Genomic DNA, 23,607 nt, shown 5'->3' with positions numbered 1-23,607 from the left:
AACCATCTACCGTAATTATTACGATTAGATAATAAAAAAACAAGCGTTTGATAAACGTAACCTTTACGCATTAGCAAGTTTAACAGTTTAGGAAAGGTTCGTCAATGTTTTGCAGGTCTTTTGCTCGTTTACTTTACTTTGTCCGGGTACAGGCCGGAAGCCAAGGTTTTCAGCGCGATCGGCGCACGCACGCCTTCAGCTGCTGCGGACAGAGGCAGCACTACAAATCGTTTGTTTTTGATCGCTTCTACACCAGCGAGCGCCGGCTTGCTCAGCAGCAGCTTCTCTTTATCCGCCAGCGAGGTATCTCCATAATCCAGAATCACAATGACGTCAGGATTGCGCTTCACAACTTCTTCCCAGCTTACCTCGGCAAAGCTTTTGTCTACATCATCAAAAATATTTTTAGCTTTCACACTTTTAATCAGCGAGGTCAAATAGTTGTTGGCAGCCGTAAAGGGCTTATCTTCGCCGCTGTCATATACAAATACCTTTGGCGCTTTTTCTACAGTACCGATCTGAGTCTGAATGGATTCCACTTGTTCACGGATACTGCTTACCAGCTTTTTCGCACGATCCTCCACCCGGAAAATACGTCCAATATTTAGTATGTCCTGATATACGTCTTCTAATGTGGGACCCGGCTTGTTTGATGATTCCTGTACATAGGTCGTCACGTCCTGTTTGGCAAGCTCCTCACGAGAGCCGAGATTTTTGTCGTTAAAGGCACTCTTCCAGCCCGCATAGGCAAAATCCGGCGCAGCAGCCATAAATACCTCTTTGGACGGGTACTGCTTGGCCAACACCGGGATTTTATCATATTGAGCTTTATATTCCGGTAAAATGCTATCGTCCAAGTAGGCCGTGCCCACCATGGAGGACTCCAGTCCAAGCGCCAGCATAACCTCCGTCGCGTGCTGATTTAGTGTAATCGCACGTTTGGGCGCTTCGGGAAATACCATTTTAACACCCATATTTTCAAGCTCCACGGATGCTTCCTTTGTCGCCGATTGCGATGCAGCAGGCTGCTGTTCAGTTGCGGATGAACCGGATTTATGAGCCGTATTCCCGGCTCCGCAGGCTGACAACAACAGCACCGCCAATGCGAGCATGACAAGCGATATTGCGGATTTTCTATGTTTTTTCATATGCTCTGCTCCTTTTTCATTCATCATAGGTAAAATGACAATAGCTGCATTCTGTTAACGTCATAGATTGTCTCCGCTCCTGAGGGAATCCGGTAAAAAGGTAATACTCGGCTTCCCGGTTTTCGGATGAATGCAGATTTCTGTCTCTACCCCGAATACACCGCGCAGCAGGTCGGGCTGAAGCACCTCATCCGTTATGCCAGAGGCTACCACCTTGCCCTCTTTTAATACATAAATTAGGTCACAATAAAATGCCGCCAAATTCAAATCATGCAGCGCAGCCAGTGTGGTTACCTGTAGCGCTTTGACCAAATCCAGAATTTGCAGCTGATACCGGATATCCAGATGATTCGTCGGCTCATCCAAAATGAGAAATTTGGCCTGTCCGGCCAACGCTCTGGCAATCAGTACCCGTTGCTTTTCACCACCGGACAAGGTGGCAAAGCCCTGATCCGCCTGAGCATCCATGCCTACCCGCTCCAGCGCCTGCTCGACCAGCTCATGATCGACGGCAGTGTCTGCTTCCAGCAGTTTCTTATGTGGATGGCGACCCATCAGGACGATGTCTCGTACTGAAAAATCAAACGCTTGCGGTGCATCCTGACTCACCACAGCCATTTGCCGGGCCGTTTCCTTGTACTTCATCTCTAGCATATCCCGGCCATCCAGCGTAACCAAACCGCTGTCAGGCTTTAGCACACGGTACATGTTTTTGAGCAACGTCGATTTGCCGCTGCCGTTCGGACCGATCAGTCCGACCAGTTCCCCCGTTTTTACCTGGAGGCAGATGCCGTCGATCAGCCGTTTATCGTGAATACTGAAGGTCACGTGTTCGACTTCTATATTCATTTTTCGCCTCCAAACGAATAAGAACTGCGCCGCAGCAGCCATACAAAGAAGGGTCCTCCGCACACAGCCGTCACAATACCAATCGGCAGTTCCTGTGGAGCCAGCACGAGCCGAGCACATCCGTCTGCCCACACGACAAAGATAGCTCCCGCCAACAAGCTGACGGGCAGGACACGTCGATGATCCGATCCCACCATCAGCCTGACGATATGCGGAATCATAAGCCCGACAAAGCCAATCGAGCCACTGACCGATACGACTGCCCCGGTTAAAAGTGAAGCCACGACAACCAGCAATACACGAAACGCCTGTACGTTCACACCGAGCGTTACGGCGGCCTCTTCACCCGTTAGTAAAGCATTCAGCGATCGATATCGGGTAAGCAGGACAACCGTTCCAGCCGCTATAATGAGGCTTGGAATGAGAAGCGTATCCCATTGAGCGCCTGCCAGACTTCCCATCATCCAATACATCGCGTCACGAATGCCTTTTTCATTCGGGGCCATAGTGACGATAAAGTTGGTCACAGCCGACAGCATCATGGACACCGCCACCCCTGCCAGGAGCAAGCGGGTCGTCGATATGCGTCCAGCCACACGAGCCAATGCGAATACCATGAGCATCGCAGCAAGCGAACCTATAAAAGCAGATAAAGGCAGCGCAAGTCGGCCCAGGAATCCGAAAGCTCCAAACACAATCACCAGCGTCGCTGTCACCGAAGCCCCGGACGAGACTCCTAAAATATAGGGATCAGCTAACGAATTACGAATTAAGGCCTGAATAGCCGCACCTGTAACAGCAAGTCCTGCTCCTACGACGACACCTAGCAACACGCGCGGAAATCGGATTTCCCAAACGATATATTGCTCCGGCTTCGTCCATGTCACGGGTATCCATTGATCCAGCCAGGGAAGATGGGACAGCGCAATTCGCCATACTGTTCCCGGTGCAACTGCTACGGGACCAAGCATGACGGCGAGTGTGACCGACAGCATCAACCCTCCAGTCAGCAGCAGCAAAATCGTGGTAAATCCCCAAGCAGGCTTTCCAGCTACGTTAGCGCGAGAATTATGTTTTGACGGATAAATGCCGCTAGTTCCTGGGGTCATAAACCAGTCAACGGTTCTTCGGCCGCTTCCAGCTTTCTCAACCGTTCTTCGATCTCGGAAGCAGAGAAATTTTCGCCCATGACGACAGCTACATCATTCACCGGCTTCTGCGGGCGAATCGGAATGATTTCCAACTCCCGGTAGGCAAACTGGAACATCATCTGACCCTCTGATTCCAGAAAACGCACAATTCCTTTGGCTCGGTAAATTTCAGCTGGCAAACTGCGAAACAACTGTTCAAACTCGGAGCGTGGCACAGGTTGTCCAAAGAAATGCGTGTGAACAACTACATGGTCGTAGGAATGATAATGCTCTCCATGTTCGTGGTCATGGTCATGATGGTGATGGTCTGCATGGTCTCCATGATCATGAGCGTGTAGATGATTTTCCGAATGATAATGATCATTTCCGCTATCGGCTATGGACTCCTTTTGCCGCGAAACGTCCATACGATCCTCTCCCTGAATGGAGAAAAAAGTATCCGCGTCCACGTCGCTCCGTTGCGTGCTCACCGTCAGCGCATACGGATTTAATTCTTTTACGAGGGCCTGTACCTTCTGCAACTCCCCCGCAGCCAATAAATCGGTCTTGTTAATAATCAGCTTGGAAGCGCATCGAAGCTGATCCTGCATCAGGCGATACGACTTGTTTCTCTCGTGACCTGAGGCAAAATCCAAAAATTGACGCGCATCCACCACCGTAATAACAGATTGTAAGATCATAGAGGAATAGATAGAGGCATCTGTCACGGCATCTACAATTTCCATCGGATTAGCCACTCCGGTACATTCTACAATAATCACGTCCGGGTTATATTCCTCGGCAAGGTTCATCAGCTCAACGCCCAAATCTCCGCGAATGGTACAGCATATGCAGCCACTAAGCATTTCCTTCGTGGGAGCCTGGCCGTTCACAAGACTGCCGTCCAAATTAACATCGCCCAACTCATTCATCAAAATAGCCGGCTTGAGTCCCTGCCCTTTATAGTAAGCCAGCGCATGCTGAAGAAGAGTTGTTTTACCGCTGCCCAGAAATCCGGATAAAACAACAATCGGTATCATAAAATCCTCCTTGTCTTTACAACGTTTTAATAAGGATCGTACCGTAAAAATTTCCTTCTTGCAATCGTTTGTTGAAGTTTAATCGTAATATTTACTAATTAACACAGTCACATTGTCCAATTAAAGAACACAATTATATAGATGACCACGCTTGAACTTGTCCATAAAGGAGTACTCCAGACGCTACCAGCGGGCATGTTTGTCCCATTACACGCATAGGATGTAGATAAGAACCCTTATTTCCAAGGAGCCGTGGAATGAAAACCAGTACGCTGTTGAAGATGCTGCCTTTTATGATTCCGTTTGCCTTTCTCATCCCTGTGCTTGTTACGCTATCTCCCCGATGGCTTCGTTCGTTAGATATGAGTCAACTACAACCGTTAAAAACGGTATTTATGGGCATCTTTCTGGAAGCTGTCCCGTTTCTCCTAATCGGTGTACTTGTCTCATCCCTTTTACAATGGCTCGTACCGGAAACATGGATTCGCAAAATAGCGCCTGCGCATCCTGTGCCGGGTGTCCTGCTGGCCTCTTTGCTGGGTCTGCTGTTTCCCATCTGTGAATGCGGCATGATCCCTGTCGTTCGCCAATTGATGCTCAAAGGAATGCCTGCCTATATGGGCATCACCTTTATTTTAAGCGGGCCGATTATCAATCCCGTGGTGCTGGCTGCGACGATGATGGCTTTCCCTTCCCATCCCGAGGTCACTGCCGTTCGAATGGGGCTGGCCTTAGTCGTTTCCGCGATCATTGGGCTGATCGTGTATGCCTTTGTGCGTGTGCATCCGCTCAAACGTTCGTTGCTCTCTTTTAACCAGCCAAAGCAGAACAACCAGACTCATCGCCACAATCGCACATGGCGGGACTTTTTTGTACATGCTGGCGACGAATTTTTGGATATGAGCAAATATCTCATTATCGGCGCGTTGCTGACAGCCTCCATCCAGACCTTCATCCCACGGGATGAAATGCTTTCGTTAAGCGGTGAAACGGCTGGTTCGTACGCCTTTATGATGGGTTTTGCCTACGTACTGTCCCTGTGTTCCACCTCCGATGCCTTTGTGGCTACTGCTTTTTCGCATACCTTTACACTGGGCCCGCTGGCATCCTTTCTTGTACTCGGCCCGATGCTGGATTTCAAAGGTACGCTTATGCTGCTAAGCACCTTCCGCACCAAATTTGTCGCCGTTCTGTGCTTGCTCATTGTTTCGTTCGTCCTGGTGGGTTCTATGGCTGCTGAATGGTTATTGGGGAGGTGAATACGAACGTGAATTCAACCTTTAGCATCCGCTGGCAGTATGGCATGCGCTCCTTGCTCATGTTTGGATTGGCTGTGTATATCATCACCTTGAGCCGCTCGAATTCCCTTCATTACTACTTGGCTCCGCAAATGCAAAAGCTGCTCCTGCTTTGTCCCGTGCCCCTGCTGTTTATCGCTCTGGCCATGGCATGGCACGGCATAGCCGGGGAGCGAGAAGGTGAGGATTTATGTGATTGCGAGCATCCGTTGCCGCAAAGCTGGTTCAAAAAAACGCTTGTATATGGAATGCTGCTCATTCCGCTGCTATTCGGTTCGCTGCTGCCCAATCAGGCACTTGGCAGTGATATGGCAGCCAAAAAAGGCATGTCCTTCACGTATCCCAACCCGGAGATCCGGCGCAAAACAGATATACAGACCACGAAAGCACCGACCTCCTCCATTTTATCGACCACCTCTCTTGCGCCATCTTCGCCCCCTCCAGGGGGAAAATGGAGTCAGGAAACACTGGATAAGCTGTTCGTTCCGCCTGATAAGTACAACGTAGAATTTGCCGAGCTGGCGAAACGTCTATATCAGCAACCGATCATACAAATCAAACCGGAGATTTTTTCCGAAACCATTGGAGCCATCGAATTGTATAAGCACGCTTTTGAAGGAAAAAAGGTGCAGGTGACTGGCTTTGTCTACAAAGACGGCAGCCTGCCGGGCAAAGGTCTATTTGCGGTGGGAAGGTTCCTTGTCATGTGCTGTACTGCCGATGCCATGCCATTCGGAATCATCGTCCAATCCAAGAAGGTCCCGTCCTTTGACAAGGATACGTGGGTGACCATTGAAGGCACATTACATGCCACACAGAAAGGCAATACCCCCGTACTCGAAATTCGATCCGAGAAAATAACCACTGTGGCACAGCCGGAATCCCCTTATGTTTATACCCAGGCAGATTCGGTAGCCACCTTTGATCGATTGAATGCAACACACTAACCCTAACAAGGAGGAATAATGATGAACAAGGTTCCTGTGATATTAATCAGCGGTTTTCTTGGCAGCGGCAAAACGACACTGCTTCTGCGCCTGCTGGCCCATACCCGGCAAATTCCGCTCCGTCCCGCTGTATTAATGAACGAAATGGGTGAATATGATGTAGACGGCGCCATTATTTCTGAAGAAATGCCCGACGTATCGGTGGAAGGACTGCTGGAGGGCTGCATTTGTTGCAGCAAAAGAAGTGAGCTGGCAGGCGCTCTACACACCCTGCTCAGTCAGGAGCCGGATCTGATCTTCATGGAAACCACAGGGGTAGCCAACCCTGAGCAAGTGCTGGAAGAGCTTCGCTCCCCGCTGCTGGCGGATCGGCTTTATCTGGTTCACAGCATCAGTGTTGTGGACGCTGAGCTTTTTCATGAATACAACAGCCGCTTCACCGCTGACAAAGAGCTGGTTCGGACCCTGCACGGGCAACTTCGCAACGCAGACTTCATTGTGGTGAACAAGACAGATGCGGCTAGTACCCGTGAAGTAACGAAGGTCATCAAGAGTATTCGCAAGCTCAACGATACGGCCAAGCTGCAAACCGCTGAATATAGTCGGGTTGACCTTGAACCACTGCTGGAGCCTGTTCTGGCTTCCGTATCCGTTGCCGCAAAACCTGTACAGGTACCTCAACCTGAATCAGCACAGGCTCAGCGAACCGATGCAGCCGCATCGTCCGCCCCTATTTCCGCCAAAAGTATCGAACGACCCGGCAGTATCTCCAGAAGTACGGCATTCAAAGTTATTTCTGCGCACAATCATAGCCACAGCTACGATCCAAACCAGCCCCATTCGTTTTCCCGTCTGGAGAGCTTAACGCTGCATCAATATTCTCCACAGCCATTGGAAAAGCAACGATTGGAAAGCTTCCTGACCGGGCTCGGTTCCTCGCTGCTTCGGGCGAAAGGCTATTGCGTGCTTCCACACGAAGGTACAATGCTTTTGCAATATTCAGGAAGTCATTTGGAGTGGCAACCCACTGCACTCCCCGTGAGTCAGGGGTACGTCACGCTCATTGGGGAGCATCTGGACAAAGCATCCATTGCTGATCAATGGGAGCAGTGCTTCATTTCGCTTTAAATGACATGTCTGGATTAAGACAAAAACACCTCCTGCATCTGCAGGAGGTGTTTTTAAAAAGCGATGTTCACGAATTATTTGTATAATCCGTGAACATAACGCTCGTCTTGTTCTAAAGGTTATATTTTTTGTTAAAGCGATCCACACGTCCACCGATATCCACGTTTCTTTGTTTACCAGTGAAGAACGGGTGAGAAGCGGAGCTGGTATCTACACGGATAACCGGGTATGTGTTGCCGTCTTCCCATTCCATCGTTTCTTGGGAATACTTAGTGGAAGCACTCAGGAAAGAGAATCCACAGCTAGGGTCCAAAAAGATAACTTTGTTCAATGTTGGATGAAGATCTTTTTTCATATTATTCACCTAAGCTTTCATATCATTTTATTGGTTCAAACTCAAATGTACTGGCGCAATACTCCATCAGTTGGCAAAAGGAACGGTTATGTCCCAGAAAAAAAGACGACAGATCGTAACGGTTGCGCTCAGGTTCGTAAACGACAAGCAAACGATGCCGCATATATCGCATCGCCCATTGCATGAACGCTCCGGATCTTTCGTCAGCCTTCATCGTTATATAAGCATATAGTGAATGGTCCTCCGGCTCGTCCCAAATGCTGACACCAGCACAGGAGAACTCGGTTGCCACGTGCTTTCGATTCAAAAGGCAAAGCGTACCGTGCAGCTCCGCATCTATCGTACAGCCATGAAAAAAAGCTATTCGCTTAGGCGTAAGCTTTATCTTTGGACGCTCTATCCACTGGACTAATTCAAGTTTTCGCCGGTTCCATAACGCAGGCTTTTGCAAACTTAACACGATTTCTTCATCATGAAGTGGAGAGACCATGCCATGGCTCCTTTCATGAAGCCCTATATTCATTAGATTTCAGGCTTCGTTCAGGACGCAAAACAATTCAGGCTGCTATGTAGCAAACCTACATTATCTAGTTTCACGATGAATCGTATACTTTTTCAGACGCGGAGAGTATTTTTTCATTTCAAGACGCTCCGGATGATTTCTTTTGTTCTTGGTTGTTGTATAGTTGCGGTCACCAGATTCGGTGCATGCCAAGGTAACAATTACGCGCATTTCTCTTCCTCCTTAAATGGAATACATGGTATTCAATTACAATAGTAATTTTTACGATTAGTTCTATTCTATAATTCATGGTGCTCTTTGTCAACCTTTGACTGACGGTTTATCGCTTCTTCTACTGTATTCCAGCGATTACGGTACTGTGCCAGCTTCGGATGAAGTTCTGATGGTTCGGTCGAAAGCACCAATCTGACGTTTCTGATCCATTCATCAAACGATGCATAGGATGCACACAAATTTGCAGTTTCAGGACTCATATACAGAAAAAGCGGGGGAGTATATTTTTCTGCCAGAAAACGGATTGCTGCTTCAATCGGCGTATACTTTTTGCGTTTACCTTCCCAGCTCTCGATTACGACAGCACTCAAAGCCTGCTCCCGCTGCCACTCCCCAAGGTCGTCCACCCGCTTATAATAAGAGCGAACCGGCTGCTTCCACATTCTTCTGACTGTTTCCTCATGTAAAGGGTACAGTACCAGCTTTTTAAAGGATAACGCAGCTCCCGTTTCAGCAAAAATATCCAGCTCTCGAGCTGTAACCTGTTCAAACGTATCATAATAGATCATAGTCCCTTTATGCGTCTCGACTGGAGGCTCATAGCCATAGGGCATATATTGAAGGTTTCTTGTCATGCCGGACACTCCATCCTTCCGTAGATGAACTTTTCCTTCTATATTATACCCTTGTTTTGGCATGAGTTTGCATAAAATGTTTATCCTTGCTGGGCAGCAGTCGTATTGTGGCGTGAGCCCCGGCGAAACTGCAAGGCGTAAAGTCCCATGGTTGCGAGCGCAATCAGCGCAAGAACCGTAAATATATTGCTAAAATTGAACACCTGCACGTTGGATACGACAGGATTCAGATGAAAGGTAGACGAGGTATCTAGCGTTTTACCCAAAATACTGGTCGTCACTGCACCGGAAATAAAATTCAGCAGAGACAGCAGCCCCATTCCAACACCAATCTGATCCCTCGACAAGGTACGGGAAATCGTGTTAGACATGGCAATCTGCATAAAGGTTTGACCTACGTTGCCGAAAATGAGCAAAAATAAAATGAGATACGGAGACGCGCCCACAAAGGTAGACAAGCTGACAAAGCAGATAAACATAAGCGTAACTGCCGTATAGACTAGAAATGAATTTCCTTTGCTATCGGCCAAACGCCCACCGCTTTTACCAAGCAAAGCCGACGCAATGGCAGCCGGAAACATAATCAATCCAATTGTTGCAGGCGTAAGCTGATTGAGACTGTTCAGAAACTGCGGAGCCAGGTACGGCAGCCCAAAGCTGACCCCTGCTCCCAAGAAGGCTATAAACAATCCGTAGGAATATTGCTTGTTTCTGAACAGCTTGGGCTGAATGAATGGATCTTTAGCGGTAGTGATCCGCCATATAAACAGCGCAAACAGCGCAATGCCGACCAGAAAAAATATAATATTGCTTTGTGAAATGGAAAGCAGTAAGAAGGCCACCGTTCCGCCCAGCAGCAATCCACCCAGAAAATCAAATTTCTGATTCTCTCCACGCTGGTCGTCCAAATATTTGCGAAAGAATGGCAAGGCGATAAGCGGCAGCATGGAAATAACGAACAGAAAACGCCAGCTTGCAAAGCCTGTAATCAAACCGGAAATAATCGGAGCCAGCGCCGTACCCAGTGCCAATCCGATTGCAGTAATGCCCAAGGCGCGTCCTCTTTTTTCAGCAGAGAAATAGCGGACAGGAATGATCATAGCTGTCGCCGGAATAACAGCAGCACCTGCGGCCTGAAGCAGACGGGCTATAATCAGCATCCAAAATTGATTGGCCAACAGACCAATAAGCGAACCTAGTGCAAAAAAGATAATCCCAAACGTCAGTAAATCCTTGAGACGGTATTTATCCGCCAGCTTTCCATAAGTCACGGAGCCAACCGCATACACAATCATATAGCCGGTCAGCAGCCAGCTCACATCGGAAGCACTAATATGAAACTCCTCGCGAATCACAGGCATTACTACATTAAACATAAAGGCGTTCATCACTGAAAAAACAAGTGTGAAGGCCAACACACGCATAAGCTTATCCGCATTGGGATAAGTTTGCTCTTTTATCATTCTGTCTCTTCCCTCTCCTGTAAAATCTATCTAGGCTGCAATAACTCAGCTTTTGAATACCCCTATCCGGGCAAATTTCTCTATATATCCATTCAAACGCGGGCGTTCGCAGGACGGTAATTGTGAAGTATTTTTTTCAACAGACCTCGAAGAGTCTCTAACTCCCCCGCAGATAACATTTCGCCTGCCGAGCTTTTAATCTGCTCAACTGTATGCTCAGCTACCTTGTGAATTTTCAAGCCTTCCTCAGTCAAATAAATCTGCTTCATACGCGCATCTTGCGGGTGACTTTTGCGTACTGCCCAGTTTTTCTTAACGATCCCGTTCACCAGGCTGGTGACGCTTGATTTATCAATAAGCAGCAGCTTTTCCAAATCCGTAGTGGTCACTCCAGGCGACATTGCCAGTATATAAAGCGTCTGCGATTGCGGGGAGGTAAGCCCCAAAGGACGCAAGGCCGTCTCAATCTCGCTGCGGACTGTTGTAAAAATCCATTTAATTAAATATATCGTGCTCTCTTCCTCCCAGGGGAGACAAACGGGATATACTCCACTTCCCATCTCGTTACTAACCTCCACAATCATTGAATTTTAATGGTTTGAATTCCAACTAATCTTAAACAGTCGCCTATCTAGTGTCAATACTTTCGGAAAATTAAAAGTGATTGTTTACTATATATGTACATTTTACGAGTTCATTTTATATAGAGATTTATATATAGTAAAAGACGAGCCCTGTAAGGAAGCCCGCCTTTTACTTCATTTCTATTTCATTTTGCTTGTACATGAAAAAACATTTAGTCAGCGGTTTTCACTTGAACCAGCGGGTACTCTTCTCCATCCACCGTAACTGTACTAGCATCGTCTAGCTCCAGTCGTTGCCAAATGGTCAGCAGTGAGCGATAAGGATACTGCTTCAGGTCATACTCGGTTGGCGCGTCAGTGTCGGTTCCGGTTCCATCGGTTGCTGTGCCGCTCCCACCTGTAGGAGTCCCCGATGTCGTGCCTGCGCCCGATTGGCCTGTCACCGTTCCGGCCTGATCAGCGCTGTTTCTGCTGGATGTACCCCCACCAACCGTTGAGCCAGTAGCCCTCCCTGCTGGCGTGCTTCCTGTAGTGGCACTGCCGGTTTTCGCGTCACCGGACTGACCAGTGTTAGCTTTACTGGCTGCTTCCTTGTCGTTCTGTTCAGCAAGCGTAAAATTTTCGTATGAATACTCCTTTTGATCCGCACCGACAATGACGAGCTTTTTAGGCTTAAACGCCGCCTGCTCCGCCGATGTTTGAAAAGCAAACAGCAGCTTGACCATTTTCGTAGTCGCCTTGGTGTTGGGCACATGAGTCACAATCGCCGTAGGCTCTTCCTTTACGGGTACTGTAGGCTCCACTACAGGCGGCTGCACTGGCTTGGGTGTAGTGACAGGTGCTGGCGTGGCTTCCGAGCCGATTACCCCCGCTGCTTTCAGGCCACCTAGCGTGCCTGCAATGACGACAAGCACGATCCCGGAAATCACCCCACCCTTGCGGAAGCGACGAAGCGTTTTGACTAAAGGTGTATCCGTCTCACGCCTTGCTGTCATATAGAAATTTTTAAAGACAGGCTTGGCAGGCTCAAAATATTCACGCCACAGCGTTTTTTTATGCAGCCCTTCGCGTCCTTCCTTCTGGAAGAACAAAAGCAACGCACGTCGGTAGGCTGGTTCAAAACCGCCCCGTGGCGTAGCAAATTCGGCATGTCCCTCCGACCAGCGGATAAAACGGTACATCGTATCGTTATCCTTCGCCCATTTGCGAATCGAGCTAACCAGACGAGCAAAATCCAGTATTCCTTCGCCCGTGCCATCGGAACGATAGAAGGCAGGCAGCAGACGGGCAAAATGGCCCTCCGCAAGCTGCTGGGGCAGCCAACTGTAAGCCCAGTCCTGCACCTTTTCCACTTCGCCCGGCTCCAGACCCTCCAGCACTGACGGTTCCGGGTTCTCCGTGCTAAACCAATCGTAAGCTGCAATCAAGCGCACCGCTTGTCCCTTGAGCGGGGCTGGCAGTTTCCCGACCCACTGCACCAAATCAGGACGGGTAAAGAACGGAATCTGTACGACCTGATCAGGTGAGATTTCCTTTAGCTCCACTTCCGTAAGCAAATACCGATCCGACGCTTCTTGCAAGCGTTCCGTTAACCCGGATTGCTCCAGTGGAGAAAGTTGGCCCCCCGTAGAACTACTTTCCCATTGTTGCAACCGTTGATGAATAGCAGCCACAGCCTCTACCGGCTTTCTTTCAGCACGCAGTTTGCCCATCAATGCGGACTCAGCCAAAAGCTGAAAATCGGCATTCGCCGATACTTCAATATATCGACTGCCCCATTCATACACGACAGCCAGCAACCCCTTCACATCCGGTGTTCTTTTCATCTGGCTATCCATGTAGGGAATAAACAGCAGCTTCGTGAGCGCCGGATTACCCAGCACCTTCGTAAAATACGACTTGCCCAATGAAGGATTTTCTTCAATCGTATGATAAATATAAGTGACAGCTTCCGTATTTCTTGCGGTATAGGCGTTATTTAGCGAGCGGATCAAATATTCCACCAACCGATTCTCGCTGCTACGCGCGTGAACTTTATAGTAATCCTTGAAGCAGTCGATCAGACCCACGTCAGGAATATATCCATCCTTCACCCGATCAAATTCATGATCAAAAAACGACAGAAACAAGTCATTCAGCCGCATTTTACGTGGCAACGCATCGGGAGAAGATAAATAGTCGGTCAAGCTTCTCAGCACGGAAATTCGCCGTTCGTTATATAGCCCGCGCTCTCCCTGCTCTATTCTGTACAGTGTAATTAGCTCGTGATAGCTGGATAGCGCAAGATCGCGCCCGGCCTCCATGCCAGTCAGCATTTGCTCGGCAAATTTGAAAAAATCATCCGGCGTCCCGCCAGTCAGCAACGTATGGGCAATCCAGTCAAAATACGGCTGTCTCACCTGCTCTGCATCCACATTGAGTACCCGACCACTGTTAGTCAGGTCAAATACAAAATCCTTTTCCACATTCCGATCACCGGGACGCAAACTGAAAGGCTCAACAAACATCAAATGAATGCCTTTTCTGCTGTGTGGCTCCTTCGCATATGTAAGAAATCCGAGCCTGTTGCGAAATGCATAAGGCAGCGCCGCATACAACACACCCAGCAGCAGCTTGGCTGAAGATGCCACCGCTTCTACTGGAACGTTCAGTGCTATATATATCTTTTTACGGCCAGTAGCCGACATCATGACTGCGTATAAAATCTGCTTGAACATTTCTTCACCGAGCTGCAATTGAGACAGCACCGCAGACGGGTCAACAGATGGAAATACGCTCCCACCCGGCAGACGCTCCAATTCCGGCAATTCCGTTCCTTGCTCAATATCATAAGCATCGACAAAAGTTGTGTTCAGCCACTGCTTATAATCAGACGGAGATTCACCATGCCCGGCTGGAATCACATAATTATGCGTAAAAAAGGCGCTCCGCAGCCCGGTAAAATCCGCTGCCTTGTAGATACTGCGTCCCAGCACCACATCCCCTGACTCCGTCCGTACCAGATGCATGGCTTCCGGGTAGACGCTCTCCTGCTTCTCACCACGCGCTGTTAAAGCAGCAGGAGCATCATACACACACAAGGGATGCAGCACCTTTTTAATAAAAGAAGTGTCCAGCCCCTTGGAATTGGCTACCGTATCGAAGCCTTCCGTTGAACGGAAAATACCACGCCGTTCCCGTGTATACATCTGCTGCTGTATCAAATGAGAGGTAGAATTACTCACTGTGATTCTCTCCCCTCAATGTACTTCAGCTTGTAAAGCAGCCAAATGAAGGGCTCATCCACACGGATCGGACTAACCAGCCCTTGCAGCTTTTGATCTACTGGATTGCTGCCCAAGGCGGAAACCGCAAAATAGGCCGTGTCTGTAAAATACACATCCATCGTGCCCTTGAACGGCTTATCCACCTTTTCAATGAACCGTCGCACTTCGCCATCAATGTTCGCGAACTCATCCAAATCCATATACTTCCGGTGCTCCATTGGATTAAAAATATTGCTGTTCGTCTTGATGTACGTGCCTTCTTCATCTGCCAGCGCAGTGAGCATGTCGCTTTTGGTCAGGACAATGGCGGTTGGAATGTCCGTCTTCCCTTTTTCCTGATATGCGATAAAATCACCGAACATCGTAAGTACGACATCACGCGGCTCATCATATTGCGAAACAAACTCGCCCGGCTTGTCGCCGATGTTGATCTTGATACGCTCCCGAATAGAGCGGATTTGCAGCGGATCAACCATAAACAAAATACCCGCCGAGTTTTTAATATGCTGTCCGTGCAGACCCAGATAGTCCTGATCGACCATCCCCTCACCGGCGACATCAAAAAACACCAGCGTCAGTGGCGGCTTTTCCTCATCCTTAAACACAAACTGGAAGATAAAAGGCTCCTGCATCTTTTCTTTCTGTGTAGAGGTCAGCAGATCCCCTCGCTCAAACAGCGGTTCCTCATACATCGTACGGAACTTGCGGCTGATCTCCGCATTCAACGGCATGCAAGCCGCATCAAAATGATCGGCCGTAACATGCTGCAACGTGTGAATCAGGGAGGTCATATAGACGGATTTCCCTGCCTGTGAAGCTCCAATAATCGAAATGATATTACTCGGCACCTTGCCTGCGGTCACAGGCAGCTCGTTATGGCAATGCGGACACAATCTGCGACGTGTTAGCTCACCATAGCGATCCGTCAGACCTGTCAGTACATGATCCGAGTACAAACGGTGTTCCTCAGGAACATCAAGGGGATGAAGAATGGCCTCCATATCATGCACACCGTCCAAACCAAAGCGCTCCCGGTATTTGTTCAGCAGCTCATCCTCACCCAAAGCGTAATCCTCGTCATCCTCACGGTGATGGGAAGCACGGAATACAACTTCCTCCGGGGAAAACTTACTAAAGCAATAAGGGCACACAATATCATAAAATAACGGCCTTGGTGCTGCCTGCGGCTTTCTTCTGAATAAATTGCTAAGAAAACTCATCGGTTGCGGCCTCCTTTCATTCAGGGACTAATTCATATACCGTGCCATATTTCTGGCCGTCCGTAAAAAACAGCCGCACATATTCATCTCCGCCCACTTCCACAGCGGGCAACACATTCCGTCCCGCAGGAAATGGTGCCGTGAACGGGTACAAGGTTCCGTCCTCCCGATCCGCCGGATAGCCACCACGCTTTTTCACATAGCAAAGCGCCTCCTGCGGAACAGGAACTTCAGCCGTCACCTGAATCTGCACCGTTTTGCGGCTGCGAAACCAGCCTTTTTTGTGGTGGACCGCATATCTGATTTTAGCTTTACCCGTGCTCAATTCCAGCCGATTAGCTCCATCCTGCTGACGGATCACAAAAGTATCTCCGTCCTCCCGCACAGCCGGATACACGGTATACCGCACGCGTCCAATGCCATCGATCCGGTCACGGTAGCTGCCAGCAGCCTTGTACTCCTCACGTGTGAAGAGCTTAAGGCTTGAAAAAGGCGGCAACGCTTCGGCATCCTCCTGCCCGTTCACACCCAGATCGGCTAATTGTTTCGCAATAAATACCACGGCGACTCCTTCCGGCCACTGCCAGCGAAGCACAACCCGGTTGTCGTCAATTTTGTGGCTCAGCTCCGAAATAACAGGATCACCGGGCTGTGCATCCCTATACTGCATAAGTTCCAGCCTCCCGTTCTAAAATCCACTGCTGCGTCGATTACGCGGCGGGCCTTCCGGCGCTCTTGTCCTGCGACCTGATGACACACCGGGGTTTCCTCCGCCGGAAGAACGGCGAGTATTTTCCGCAATCGGCAGCACAAGCGAGAAGACCGCGATTAGAGCCGCCAATACGAGCGCTGCCACCAAACGAATCATCAAATCACCGATGGGCGAGCCGGACAGGCCCTTTTCCAAAATAAAGCCAGCCAGCAATCCGGCAGGAACCCCGCCAATCGCGAAATTCCGCGCCAGAAAACGGTTATCGAACATCAGTCCGAGTGCCAATCCCAGCAGTACTCCAATAATCACCAGTGCGGTTACACGGTAAATAGCAAAATACAGACTATCCGCATACTCACCTGTTCGCTCCGTTACCAGAGTACGATCGCCGATTTTGTCATAAATTTTACCGAACGCCTGAGTAAGACCTTGGGCATTCGCCACATTGAAGTAAGTTCCACCCGTCATTTGGGCAATATTTTGCAATAATGCTATACCATCGGATTCAGCGAGCTTCAGACCGATTGTATTAATCGGAATCTGCCGGGCGATATAAGGAGCCAATGCCGTCTGGCTATCCAGATCACTAAAGCCGTCAGACAGCATAATAACGAGAGAGCCCTTTTCCGCATTACCCTGAGTTTCGATTTCTTTGATGGTTTCATCCAAGGCAAGACCGATTTCTGTGCCGCCTGTCATTAAGGTCTGCATGCTGTCGATCTTGGCATAAACGGCTTGCTTCTCCGCATCTGTGCCAATCGGGGTAAACGGCTGAACCAACTGCGCAGTGGACTCAAAGGAAACGATGGCTACCCGCTTGTCTCCATCCATTTGGCCAATTAGACTCTTGGCGGCTGTCAGACGTTCATTGTCGGGATCTGTTTGCTGCATACTCCCGGAATTATCAATGACGAGCACGAGATCCTGTACACTTTTGCGACCTTCGGGGTTTACCTGGTAGCCCAGCTCCAGCAGCAGCCCTGCCACGAACAGCATCACCAGCGTAGCAGGGACCAGCAGCTTCCAGGACAACCCGGAGTACCGCTGCCGCCATGACGGCCCGTTCAGTTGTGGCGAAATCCATTCGCCGATAAGGCATCCCAGGCCAATACACAGCGCCATGATGCCAAAATACAGCCCAATCACGATGATATGCGGCCAGTGGCCTATCAGTTTGTTAAGAATCAGCTCTCCAATGATGAAGCCCACTACGGCGCCCAGCAAGCCGAACAGCAGCAGGAGAACATTAAATTTACGCTGCTTCATAAGAATCGTTGCTTCCTTCCATAATTAAAGTAGGAGGAATTTGCAAATTCCTCGTAGGATTACCATGTTGCTACCGCAGTTCCGGCAGCCGATCCGCGTTGATCCCGTGAAACACGAAACCATTCGCGATATATGTCTCATAATACGTCTTGCCGTTGCGGTAGACCATCAGATCCTCCAGATGGAAACCACCCATCAAATGAAGCTTTTCTACCCCGCTGCTGCGACGCTCATGCACAAACCCCAGCTTGTAAATGCGCGAGGTAATATCCACATCCAGCGCATAAGGAAGAAATTCGCCTTCGTAGTCACCAAAGAAATATTTTTCCTCATACCGATGCTCATGAGTGTAATCCAGCAAACGTACGTTAATACCGCCGTTTTCCTCCAGCCTTTGGTACAGTTTTTTAAACAGCTCATCCTTCGGAACGACCAGCCGATTTTCATAGGCAGCAGCCACATTCGCCCGCCGCAGCAATTCTTCCTCGAATGTCTGGTTAAACGGCTGTGCGCTAAGGATCAGAGTGCGGCAAGTCTGTGTGAGTCGATCCACCAGCTTTGACGGACCGCCATCCAGCAAACCGGATACAGGACCCATATGCCGGGCATCAAAGAATACAGCTTTCCCCCGCTTGGTCTCCAGCTCACGCATGACATCCTCCGTCACACGCTCATAGTACTCAAACAGGTTTTGACCTGTATAGCTGTCAGCCTGACGGACGCTGTCCGTTGCAGCCTGATGCAGATCACGCTCCAGATTGGCAAGCTGTACGGTAATATGCTTCGCCTGCATATGCCATTTTTCAAGAGCCAGCTCATAACGGCGAAGTAGCTCCAGATCCGTTTGAATCCACAGCATGTTCAGCTTGTGCCCATAGACCGTCTCGGTCAGGTAACGGATCAAGCTGCGCACATTATGTTTATCCATCAGCGGCAATCGTTGAAAGGGCTGGTCTTCCACTCGTCCACTATACAGGGCATCCAGCTCAGCAGCGCTGATCTGCAAGTCATTGGACGTATCTCGAATCAGTCCTCGAATGGCGGTAAGCACATTCCCGGTCTTATTCTCATCCGTCCAGTCCGTAAGCTCGAACAAACCGATCTTGGGGTGCTCCTTGACCGATTCGTTCACAGCCGTTTGCAGACATAATTCCGCCTGAAAATCCCCCAACCGTTTGTGTACGATCCGTTCACAATTATCGCGGAAAAAGGCTTCACAGCCCTGTCCGAACAAGGCTTCCTCCGCCTCGCGCAGTGTCATTCGCTTTAACGAGCCGTAGCTGGCTCCGCTGGTCATTAAAGCGCTCATGTCCATAATGGCCTCATTACCAGGAACGAGGTCATTTCGTGTACGGCTGCGCTCGGCAGCATCCAAACCGAAATAATCCAGCTTATCGCGTATATCCCATTCCTGCTCTATTCTCATACGCGCCAGCAGTTTCACATAAAAGTGATGCAGCACCGTAAGCGCAATCGACTCATTAGGGCGCTTGACCCGGGAAAATCCAGCCGACACATAGCCCTGCCGCCCGGATTCCGTCATAATGTTGTTTTTAAACGACGTATTGTTATACCCCCCATCCTGTGAACGATAGGAATCTTCCGCCTGATAACGGTTTTTGAGAAGCTGAATATGGCAAATGATGTCACAGCTCTCTCGCAGGCTATTCGGCACCGTTACACCGCGTTCGTTCTTGTCGGACAGCACATAGACGAGATCGAACAACGGCGACGGAGCATGAGATACTGGAATGGTCAGTTTGTCCTCAGTCATATGCAGTGGCGCCGTGAACGTATAATCCGGACTTTGGATATAGTCCAGTTCTCTCATAAAAGCAACTGATGCTGCGCTGCTATAGCCAAATTGGGCTGTCTGATCGCTTTCGCTGACCAATACGTACAGATCCATCTGTACCGACTTAAAGGACTGCGCAAAAATGTATTCCGCCAACAGCGTAATCTCGGGAACCAATACATTCATGGGATCGTCGGCTGTCGTCAGGATCGACAAATGGACACGCTCGAACGAGGAATACAAACGACCGTAATCCGCCAAGTTCCCACTAGCCCGGCGCAACGCGGTGTTAAGCTCAATCAACTGCGATTCATGTGTATAAAAAGCCTGATGCAAATCACGTCGTCCGGTTTTGTGGCTACTTTCCTCCGGTACTGCTACCGCATGGACAATGGCACCCACCGGACGATCTACAGTTGCATGATCCTCCTGCGACCGGATGTGAATGTACGTTACCCCCGTACTGTTATCCCACTTGGTCCGGTTGATATCTGCAATCGTGTTGATTGCCGGACCCATACGGTCACCGATAAAAAGAAACACGGACGGGAAATGGATGCTGCTGCGTCCATCCCCGCTACCGATGAATTGATCCTCTGCGGCTGCATAGTCAGCCGCATAACGTAACAACTGCTCTCTCATACTTTACTTCAACTTTCTACGGATATCGTTTAGTTTCCCGGACATTTGAGCGTAGAACGCATAGAGCTCCGCTCCGTTAGCCAGCTCCACCTTTTCATATTCCAATTGATTCCGGGCTTCCAAGTAGATTCCAGCCAGTTCATCCAGCTTCGCCAAGAGCGGCGTAATATCCTCGGACGAAGTCAGTACAGCATCACGGCGATCCGCCTTACGCATCAGAGCTGCATATTTTTTCTCTTCCAGACCACGGAAATTCGTAAACACTTCAAACTCCACGTAATTACGACTCTTCATGACATTGGCAAATGGCTCCCAAGCCTCTTCCTCTTCGTCACGGTCATAGACGTATAAAGCGCCTTTCTTCGTAATCGTGTCGGTATAGAGTGCCTGAATGAACTGATCCAGCCATTTTTCCTCATCCTGATATTTGCCCAGCAAGGCTTCCAGCTCGGCGGCCTTCGCTTCAATTTGGGTATATTTCGCCAGTTCTTCACGAACCACCTGCGTTAACTCCGGTGAACGAATCAGGTTTTCCTTCGCCATCTCTTCATTGATGCTGCCAAAGATGTCCTTGCTTCCCGTCTGTTCCAGCCCTTCAGCCAGCAGGCGTTTCAGCTCAGACCACGCTCTCTTCACCTCACCCAGATTCGGCTTGGATTCTTGCAAACGCATATCGTAGCCTGCCAGCAGGCCATTCAGATCCAGCGCACGTGAACGCAGCACAGTAAAGCGGCTGCTCGTATTCTGGTCAACATCCTTCTCACGGATCACGCCAAGTGACTTGGCACGGTCGAAGTCGTTACGGATGCGGGCATTGTAAGCTTGTACACGCGAATTGACATACGTTTCTCCCCACGATTTTTCAGGAATCGGTGACGGCAAATTCGTCCAGTTATTCTGGCCTGTTTGCACCAGATGGCGGCCAATACCTTCCCGGTCGAGAATCGTTTTTTCATAGCTTTCTTCATACACCTTGAGCGGCGTATAAACAAACAACGGCACACCATTGCGCGTATTGAGCCAGAAAATCCGGTTACGGACTTCACTCTCTTTAATGGTAAAGTGTGATTTACCAATGGCATTATTTTGATAATTGCGAACGCCTTTCAGAATATTAGGCGACTGCACCGGAACTGAGACAAAACCCCATGACGGGAAATACAGGTTACCGGAGCTATTGCTCAGATGGAACACAGGCACAGCTTCTTCATCCAGCTTGCTTGCAATATAGCGCTCCACGAATTTTTCAATGGCCTCATCCTGCCCGTATTTCATCACGAGGAAATCCTCCATCGAACGGGTAATCAGATCACCGAACTTGTCGGTCAGGAAGTTGGAGATGGAACTAATGATGTCGATATCCTGATCCTTCACCCATTGATCCGAATTTTCCAGCAACTCTTGGGCAAAATCACGAATCAGATCATCACCATCACGCTTATCCAGCAGCTTGGTTACGACTTCGGAAATATCCGGCACGCTGACCAGATTCCAATAGTACGTTTTGTTGCCTCTGTGATCGGACTGTTCTTCGCCGTTGATCAGCAGATCGCCATTCTTCTCGAAAATCGCGCTCAGTGCATTCAAAATTTCAGTAAATACATTATAAATGCGGCTGTTTTCCTTATTCAGCAGATCATACAGGTCTTCATAAAATTCAATAAGCTGCTCTGTACGCTCCACATCGGCCCGAAGCCAGTATTCATTGATTTTCGCTTCAATGTACGCATTTTTCTTTTTATCCTTGGACACGAACGCGCTCTTGGCATCGCCCAGCTTTTCGCCCGCCTGCTCACGCGCCCATTCAATATCCGTAGGGATACGATGCAGTGATTCACGCAGCGTCTCAATGTACGAAAGCAGCATTTTCAGCAAGCTAAAGCCTTTTTCCGTATAAATCATACGGGATACATAAAACGGACCTTGCTCGGGATGCAGGAACATCCGACGGATTTGGTCGGTAAACTGCCCCGTAATTTCACCCGGAAGCTGCTTCTTCGCCTTGATATATTCCTCACGCGCACGTGTCAGGAAGGTCTGCTCCAGCTCGGTATCCATATTCACAACTTGCATTTTGACTACATTGTTGTAGCTTAATCGTTCACTGTTTTCAAAGCCCGGCAGCGGTTCAGGAACACGAGATTCGAAGTTTTTGATCATGCTGTCCAGATCGACGCCCAGCTTGCGGGCAAACTTCTCGACATCCTCTTGATTCGGTGATTGCTCGAACATTTTGGACATTTTGCCGAACATCCGGTAAGCCAGATATGTTGTCATTTCCTCCATTGGCAGTACCGCCGAGGAAGCCCCGATAATATTGTAATCGTAGTTGGCAGGATATGCCTTGTTCATTTGTGCAATATTGGTACGAATGTTGCTGATATAGTCATGAATGGCAAACTCTTCGCCTGACTGCTTTTCCTCGCTCGCCATAAAGTTGGTGATGTTCTCGGCGGTGACATTCATGCAGTAATCATAGGCATTTTCCAGCAGCTTGCCTTCTGTATTCGTCGCTGAAATGAGATGACACAGATTAAACGGCGGCAACGGTGAATTCACGGTCAAAATGTTGCCATACTGCTGTTTGAACCGTTCACTGCGGCTGTCCACATTCATCCAGTAGTCCAGCTCTTTGAGCGCGGCATAGCCGTTCTTTTTAATATATTCGCGTGTATGCTCGCTCAGGCTTTTGTTCGCCAGGTTAATGTCCGGCGTAAACAGATATCCTAATGTATTTACACGGTCTACACCTGCGGAGCCGTAATCGCGCTCAATAATCCCTCTGACGATATACGAGATATCGAGGAAGGTGCCGCTCCCCGTACCGCCGGACAAACCGGACAGCAGGAACACCATCAGCTTCTTATTGGTGCCTTCAGACAGGGTTTTGATTTTCTTGTCAATGCTTTGCACGACTTGATTGATTTTGGTGAACAGCAGCAAACGTCCAGCCTGACGCACCCCTGCCGCCCCGTTCATGCCATCGGTAATGCTCAGCTCGGGTGACAGCCAATCCGTAATGTACGGCTCCAAAATGCTGCGGTTTTGCAGCAATCCGCCGATTTCCGCATTGGACAGCAGTACAAACTCGTTGATTGGGTCCAAGCCGATCCCTTTATATTTTTTGTTGCGATCCTGCTCATTCGTTTCAAAAGCGAGAAATTCCACGTTGTCCGGCTTCTCGCTCTTTTTCTTGGAAACCGGATCTGCTGGCAGCTTGAATCTGCGGTTAATTTGATATTTCAAGCGGAGGAGGGCATCAATACCCGTCCCTCCGAGTCCGATAATCAAAATGGGATTATCAATGGTATCAACCCTGATTTTATCGCTTACGATCCCTCCGCCGAGTGATACGTCTAATTGCTGGATATGCTCTCTAACTACTGGTTTCAT

The 23,607-nt window shown here is 49.2% G+C and carries 19 protein-coding genes; 3 read left to right on the top strand and 16 right to left on the bottom strand.

All coding sequences use genetic code 11. The annotated features are described in order from the left end of the window. Window positions 1-128: 128 nt before the first annotated feature. The 4 genes from ABIA61_RS02910 to ABIA61_RS02895 are packed head-to-tail and all read right to left on the bottom strand — an operon-like array spanning window position 129 to window position 4,167. Complete coding sequence (locus tag ABIA61_RS02910) at window positions 129-1,148, bottom strand: ABC transporter substrate-binding protein (RefSeq protein ID WP_283655810.1); 1,020 nt, start codon at window positions 1,146-1,148, stop codon at window positions 129-131. Between the two features lie 60 nt (window positions 1,149-1,208). Continuing rightward, a complete protein-coding gene (locus tag ABIA61_RS02905) occupies window positions 1,209-1,997 on the bottom strand; it encodes an ABC transporter ATP-binding protein (RefSeq protein WP_283655809.1) in 789 nt (262 codons plus the stop codon). Next, complete coding sequence (locus ABIA61_RS02900) at window positions 1,994-3,106, bottom strand: FecCD family ABC transporter permease (protein ID WP_283655808.1); 1,113 nt, start codon at window positions 3,104-3,106, stop codon at window positions 1,994-1,996. Before ABIA61_RS02900 ends, ABIA61_RS02905 begins: the two co-directional genes overlap by 4 nt. Continuing rightward, on the bottom strand, window positions 3,103-4,167 hold the full coding sequence (locus ABIA61_RS02895; protein ID WP_283655807.1) for a CobW family GTP-binding protein: 1,065 nt from the start codon (window positions 4,165-4,167) through the stop codon (window positions 3,103-3,105). Before ABIA61_RS02895 ends, ABIA61_RS02900 begins: the two co-directional genes overlap by 4 nt. A 257-nt stretch (window positions 4,168-4,424) precedes the next feature. Here ABIA61_RS02895 and ABIA61_RS02890 point away from each other — a divergent pair, with 257 nt between their 5' ends. The 3 genes from ABIA61_RS02890 to ABIA61_RS02880 are packed head-to-tail and all read left to right on the top strand — an operon-like array spanning window position 4,425 to window position 7,540. After that, window positions 4,425-5,426 carry a permease gene (locus ABIA61_RS02890; RefSeq protein WP_283655806.1) on the top strand — a complete coding sequence of 334 codons (1,002 nt, stop codon included), beginning with the start codon at window positions 4,425-4,427 and terminating at the stop codon, window positions 5,424-5,426. An 8-nt stretch (window positions 5,427-5,434) separates the two neighbouring features. Further along, window positions 5,435-6,412, top strand: coding sequence for a TIGR03943 family putative permease subunit (locus tag ABIA61_RS02885; RefSeq protein ID WP_283655805.1), 978 nt, complete (start codon window positions 5,435-5,437; stop codon window positions 6,410-6,412). Between the two features lie 18 nt (window positions 6,413-6,430). Beyond that, window positions 6,431-7,540, top strand: a complete 1,110-nt coding sequence (locus tag ABIA61_RS02880; protein ID WP_283655804.1) for a CobW family GTP-binding protein — start codon at window positions 6,431-6,433, stop codon at window positions 7,538-7,540. A gap of 112 nt (window positions 7,541-7,652) precedes the next feature. Here the strand turns inward: ABIA61_RS02880 and ABIA61_RS02875 are convergent, their stop codons facing one another. From ABIA61_RS02875 to ABIA61_RS02820, 12 genes are all read right to left on the bottom strand, one after another. Continuing rightward, window positions 7,653-7,895 carry a type B 50S ribosomal protein L31 gene (locus tag ABIA61_RS02875; RefSeq protein WP_014281334.1) on the bottom strand — a complete coding sequence of 81 codons (243 nt, stop codon included), beginning with the start codon at window positions 7,893-7,895 and terminating at the stop codon, window positions 7,653-7,655. A 22-nt stretch (window positions 7,896-7,917) separates the two neighbouring features. Then, entirely contained in the window at window positions 7,918-8,385 is a 468-nt protein-coding gene (locus ABIA61_RS02870) for a hypothetical protein (RefSeq protein WP_283655803.1), read from the bottom strand. A 93-nt stretch (window positions 8,386-8,478) separates the two neighbouring features. After that, window positions 8,479-8,628 (bottom strand): 50S ribosomal protein L33, encoded by a 150-nt coding sequence (rpmG, locus tag ABIA61_RS02865; RefSeq protein WP_007430271.1) that lies wholly within the window; start codon window positions 8,626-8,628, stop codon window positions 8,479-8,481. 68 nt (window positions 8,629-8,696) lie between these two features. Then, window positions 8,697-9,266 (bottom strand): hypothetical protein, encoded by a 570-nt coding sequence (locus tag ABIA61_RS02860; protein ID WP_283655802.1) that lies wholly within the window; start codon window positions 9,264-9,266, stop codon window positions 8,697-8,699. An 80-nt stretch (window positions 9,267-9,346) separates the two neighbouring features. Then, window positions 9,347-10,729, bottom strand: a complete 1,383-nt coding sequence (locus ABIA61_RS02855) for an MFS transporter (protein WP_404580266.1) — start codon at window positions 10,727-10,729, stop codon at window positions 9,347-9,349. 92 nt (window positions 10,730-10,821) lie between these two features. Then, the gene (locus tag ABIA61_RS02850) at window positions 10,822-11,289 is read right to left on the bottom strand and encodes a MarR family winged helix-turn-helix transcriptional regulator (RefSeq protein ID WP_283655800.1); all 468 of its coding nucleotides are present in this window, start codon (window positions 11,287-11,289) and stop codon (window positions 10,822-10,824) included. A 236-nt stretch (window positions 11,290-11,525) separates the two neighbouring features. After that, complete coding sequence (locus ABIA61_RS02845; RefSeq protein ID WP_404580265.1) at window positions 11,526-14,537, bottom strand: GAP1-N2 domain-containing protein; 3,012 nt, start codon at window positions 14,535-14,537, stop codon at window positions 11,526-11,528. Next, a complete protein-coding gene (locus ABIA61_RS02840) occupies window positions 14,534-15,799 on the bottom strand; it encodes a TRAFAC clade GTPase domain-containing protein (RefSeq protein ID WP_283655798.1) in 1,266 nt (421 codons plus the stop codon). Before ABIA61_RS02840 ends, ABIA61_RS02845 begins: the two co-directional genes overlap by 4 nt. 16 nt (window positions 15,800-15,815) lie before the next feature. Next, the gene (locus ABIA61_RS02835) at window positions 15,816-16,469 is read right to left on the bottom strand and encodes a beta-mannanase (protein ID WP_283655797.1); all 654 of its coding nucleotides are present in this window, start codon (window positions 16,467-16,469) and stop codon (window positions 15,816-15,818) included. An 18-nt stretch (window positions 16,470-16,487) separates the two neighbouring features. Next, window positions 16,488-17,777, bottom strand: coding sequence for a vWA domain-containing protein (locus ABIA61_RS02830; protein WP_283655796.1), 1,290 nt, complete (start codon window positions 17,775-17,777; stop codon window positions 16,488-16,490). 70 nt (window positions 17,778-17,847) lie between these two features. Then, window positions 17,848-20,214: a transcription initiation factor TFIID gene (locus ABIA61_RS02825; protein WP_283655795.1), complete on the bottom strand. Its 2,367-nt coding sequence runs from the start codon at window positions 20,212-20,214 to the stop codon at window positions 17,848-17,850. 3 nt (window positions 20,215-20,217) lie between these two features. Continuing rightward, the gene (locus ABIA61_RS02820) at window positions 20,218-23,607 is read right to left on the bottom strand and encodes a tubulin-like doman-containing protein (protein ID WP_283655794.1); all 3,390 of its coding nucleotides are present in this window, start codon (window positions 23,605-23,607) and stop codon (window positions 20,218-20,220) included.

The sequence above is a fragment of the Paenibacillus sp. RC21 genome, assembly GCF_044907935.1.
In the GTDB taxonomy this organism is placed as follows: Bacteria; Bacillota; Bacilli; order Paenibacillales; family Paenibacillaceae; genus Paenibacillus; species Paenibacillus terrae_A.
Note: the sequence above shows the minus strand (reverse complement) of the source record. Positions and strands in the feature narration are given on the sequence as shown.

Excerpts from the sequence above, each read along its gene's own strand:
- ABIA61_RS02910 (WP_283655810.1), bottom strand. The coding sequence starts at position 1,148 with ATGAAAAAACATAGAAAATCCGCAATATCGCTTGTCATGCTCGCATTG.
- ABIA61_RS02905 (WP_283655809.1), bottom strand. The coding sequence starts at position 1,997 with ATGAATATAGAAGTCGAACACGTGACCTTCAGTATTCACGATAAACGG.
- ABIA61_RS02900 (WP_283655808.1), bottom strand. The coding sequence starts at position 3,106 with ATGACCCCAGGAACTAGCGGCATTTATCCGTCAAAACATAATTCTCGC.
- ABIA61_RS02895 (WP_283655807.1), bottom strand. The coding sequence starts at position 4,167 with ATGATACCGATTGTTGTTTTATCCGGATTTCTGGGCAGCGGTAAAACA.
- ABIA61_RS02890 (WP_283655806.1), top strand. The coding sequence starts at position 4,425 with ATGAAAACCAGTACGCTGTTGAAGATGCTGCCTTTTATGATTCCGTTT.
- ABIA61_RS02880 (WP_283655804.1), top strand. The coding sequence starts at position 6,431 with ATGATGAACAAGGTTCCTGTGATATTAATCAGCGGTTTTCTTGGCAGC.
- ABIA61_RS02875 (WP_014281334.1), bottom strand. The coding sequence starts at position 7,895 with ATGAAAAAAGATCTTCATCCAACATTGAACAAAGTTATCTTTTTGGAC.
- ABIA61_RS02870 (WP_283655803.1), bottom strand. The coding sequence starts at position 8,385 with ATGGTCTCTCCACTTCATGATGAAGAAATCGTGTTAAGTTTGCAAAAG.
- rpmG (WP_007430271.1), bottom strand. The coding sequence starts at position 8,628 with ATGCGCGTAATTGTTACCTTGGCATGCACCGAATCTGGTGACCGCAAC.
- ABIA61_RS02860 (WP_283655802.1), bottom strand. The coding sequence starts at position 9,266 with ATGACAAGAAACCTTCAATATATGCCCTATGGCTATGAGCCTCCAGTC.
- ABIA61_RS02855 (WP_404580266.1), bottom strand. The coding sequence starts at position 10,729 with ATGATAAAAGAGCAAACTTATCCCAATGCGGATAAGCTTATGCGTGTG.
- ABIA61_RS02850 (WP_283655800.1), bottom strand. The coding sequence starts at position 11,289 with ATGGGAAGTGGAGTATATCCCGTTTGTCTCCCCTGGGAGGAAGAGAGC.
- ABIA61_RS02840 (WP_283655798.1), bottom strand. The coding sequence starts at position 15,799 with ATGAGTTTTCTTAGCAATTTATTCAGAAGAAAGCCGCAGGCAGCACCA.
- ABIA61_RS02835 (WP_283655797.1), bottom strand. The coding sequence starts at position 16,469 with ATGCAGTATAGGGATGCACAGCCCGGTGATCCTGTTATTTCGGAGCTG.
- ABIA61_RS02830 (WP_283655796.1), bottom strand. The coding sequence starts at position 17,777 with ATGAAGCAGCGTAAATTTAATGTTCTCCTGCTGCTGTTCGGCTTGCTG.
- ABIA61_RS02825 (WP_283655795.1), bottom strand. The coding sequence starts at position 20,214 with ATGAGAGAGCAGTTGTTACGTTATGCGGCTGACTATGCAGCCGCAGAG.
- ABIA61_RS02820 (WP_283655794.1), bottom strand. The coding sequence starts at position 23,607 with ATGAAACCAGTAGTTAGAGAGCATATCCAGCAATTAGACGTATCACTC.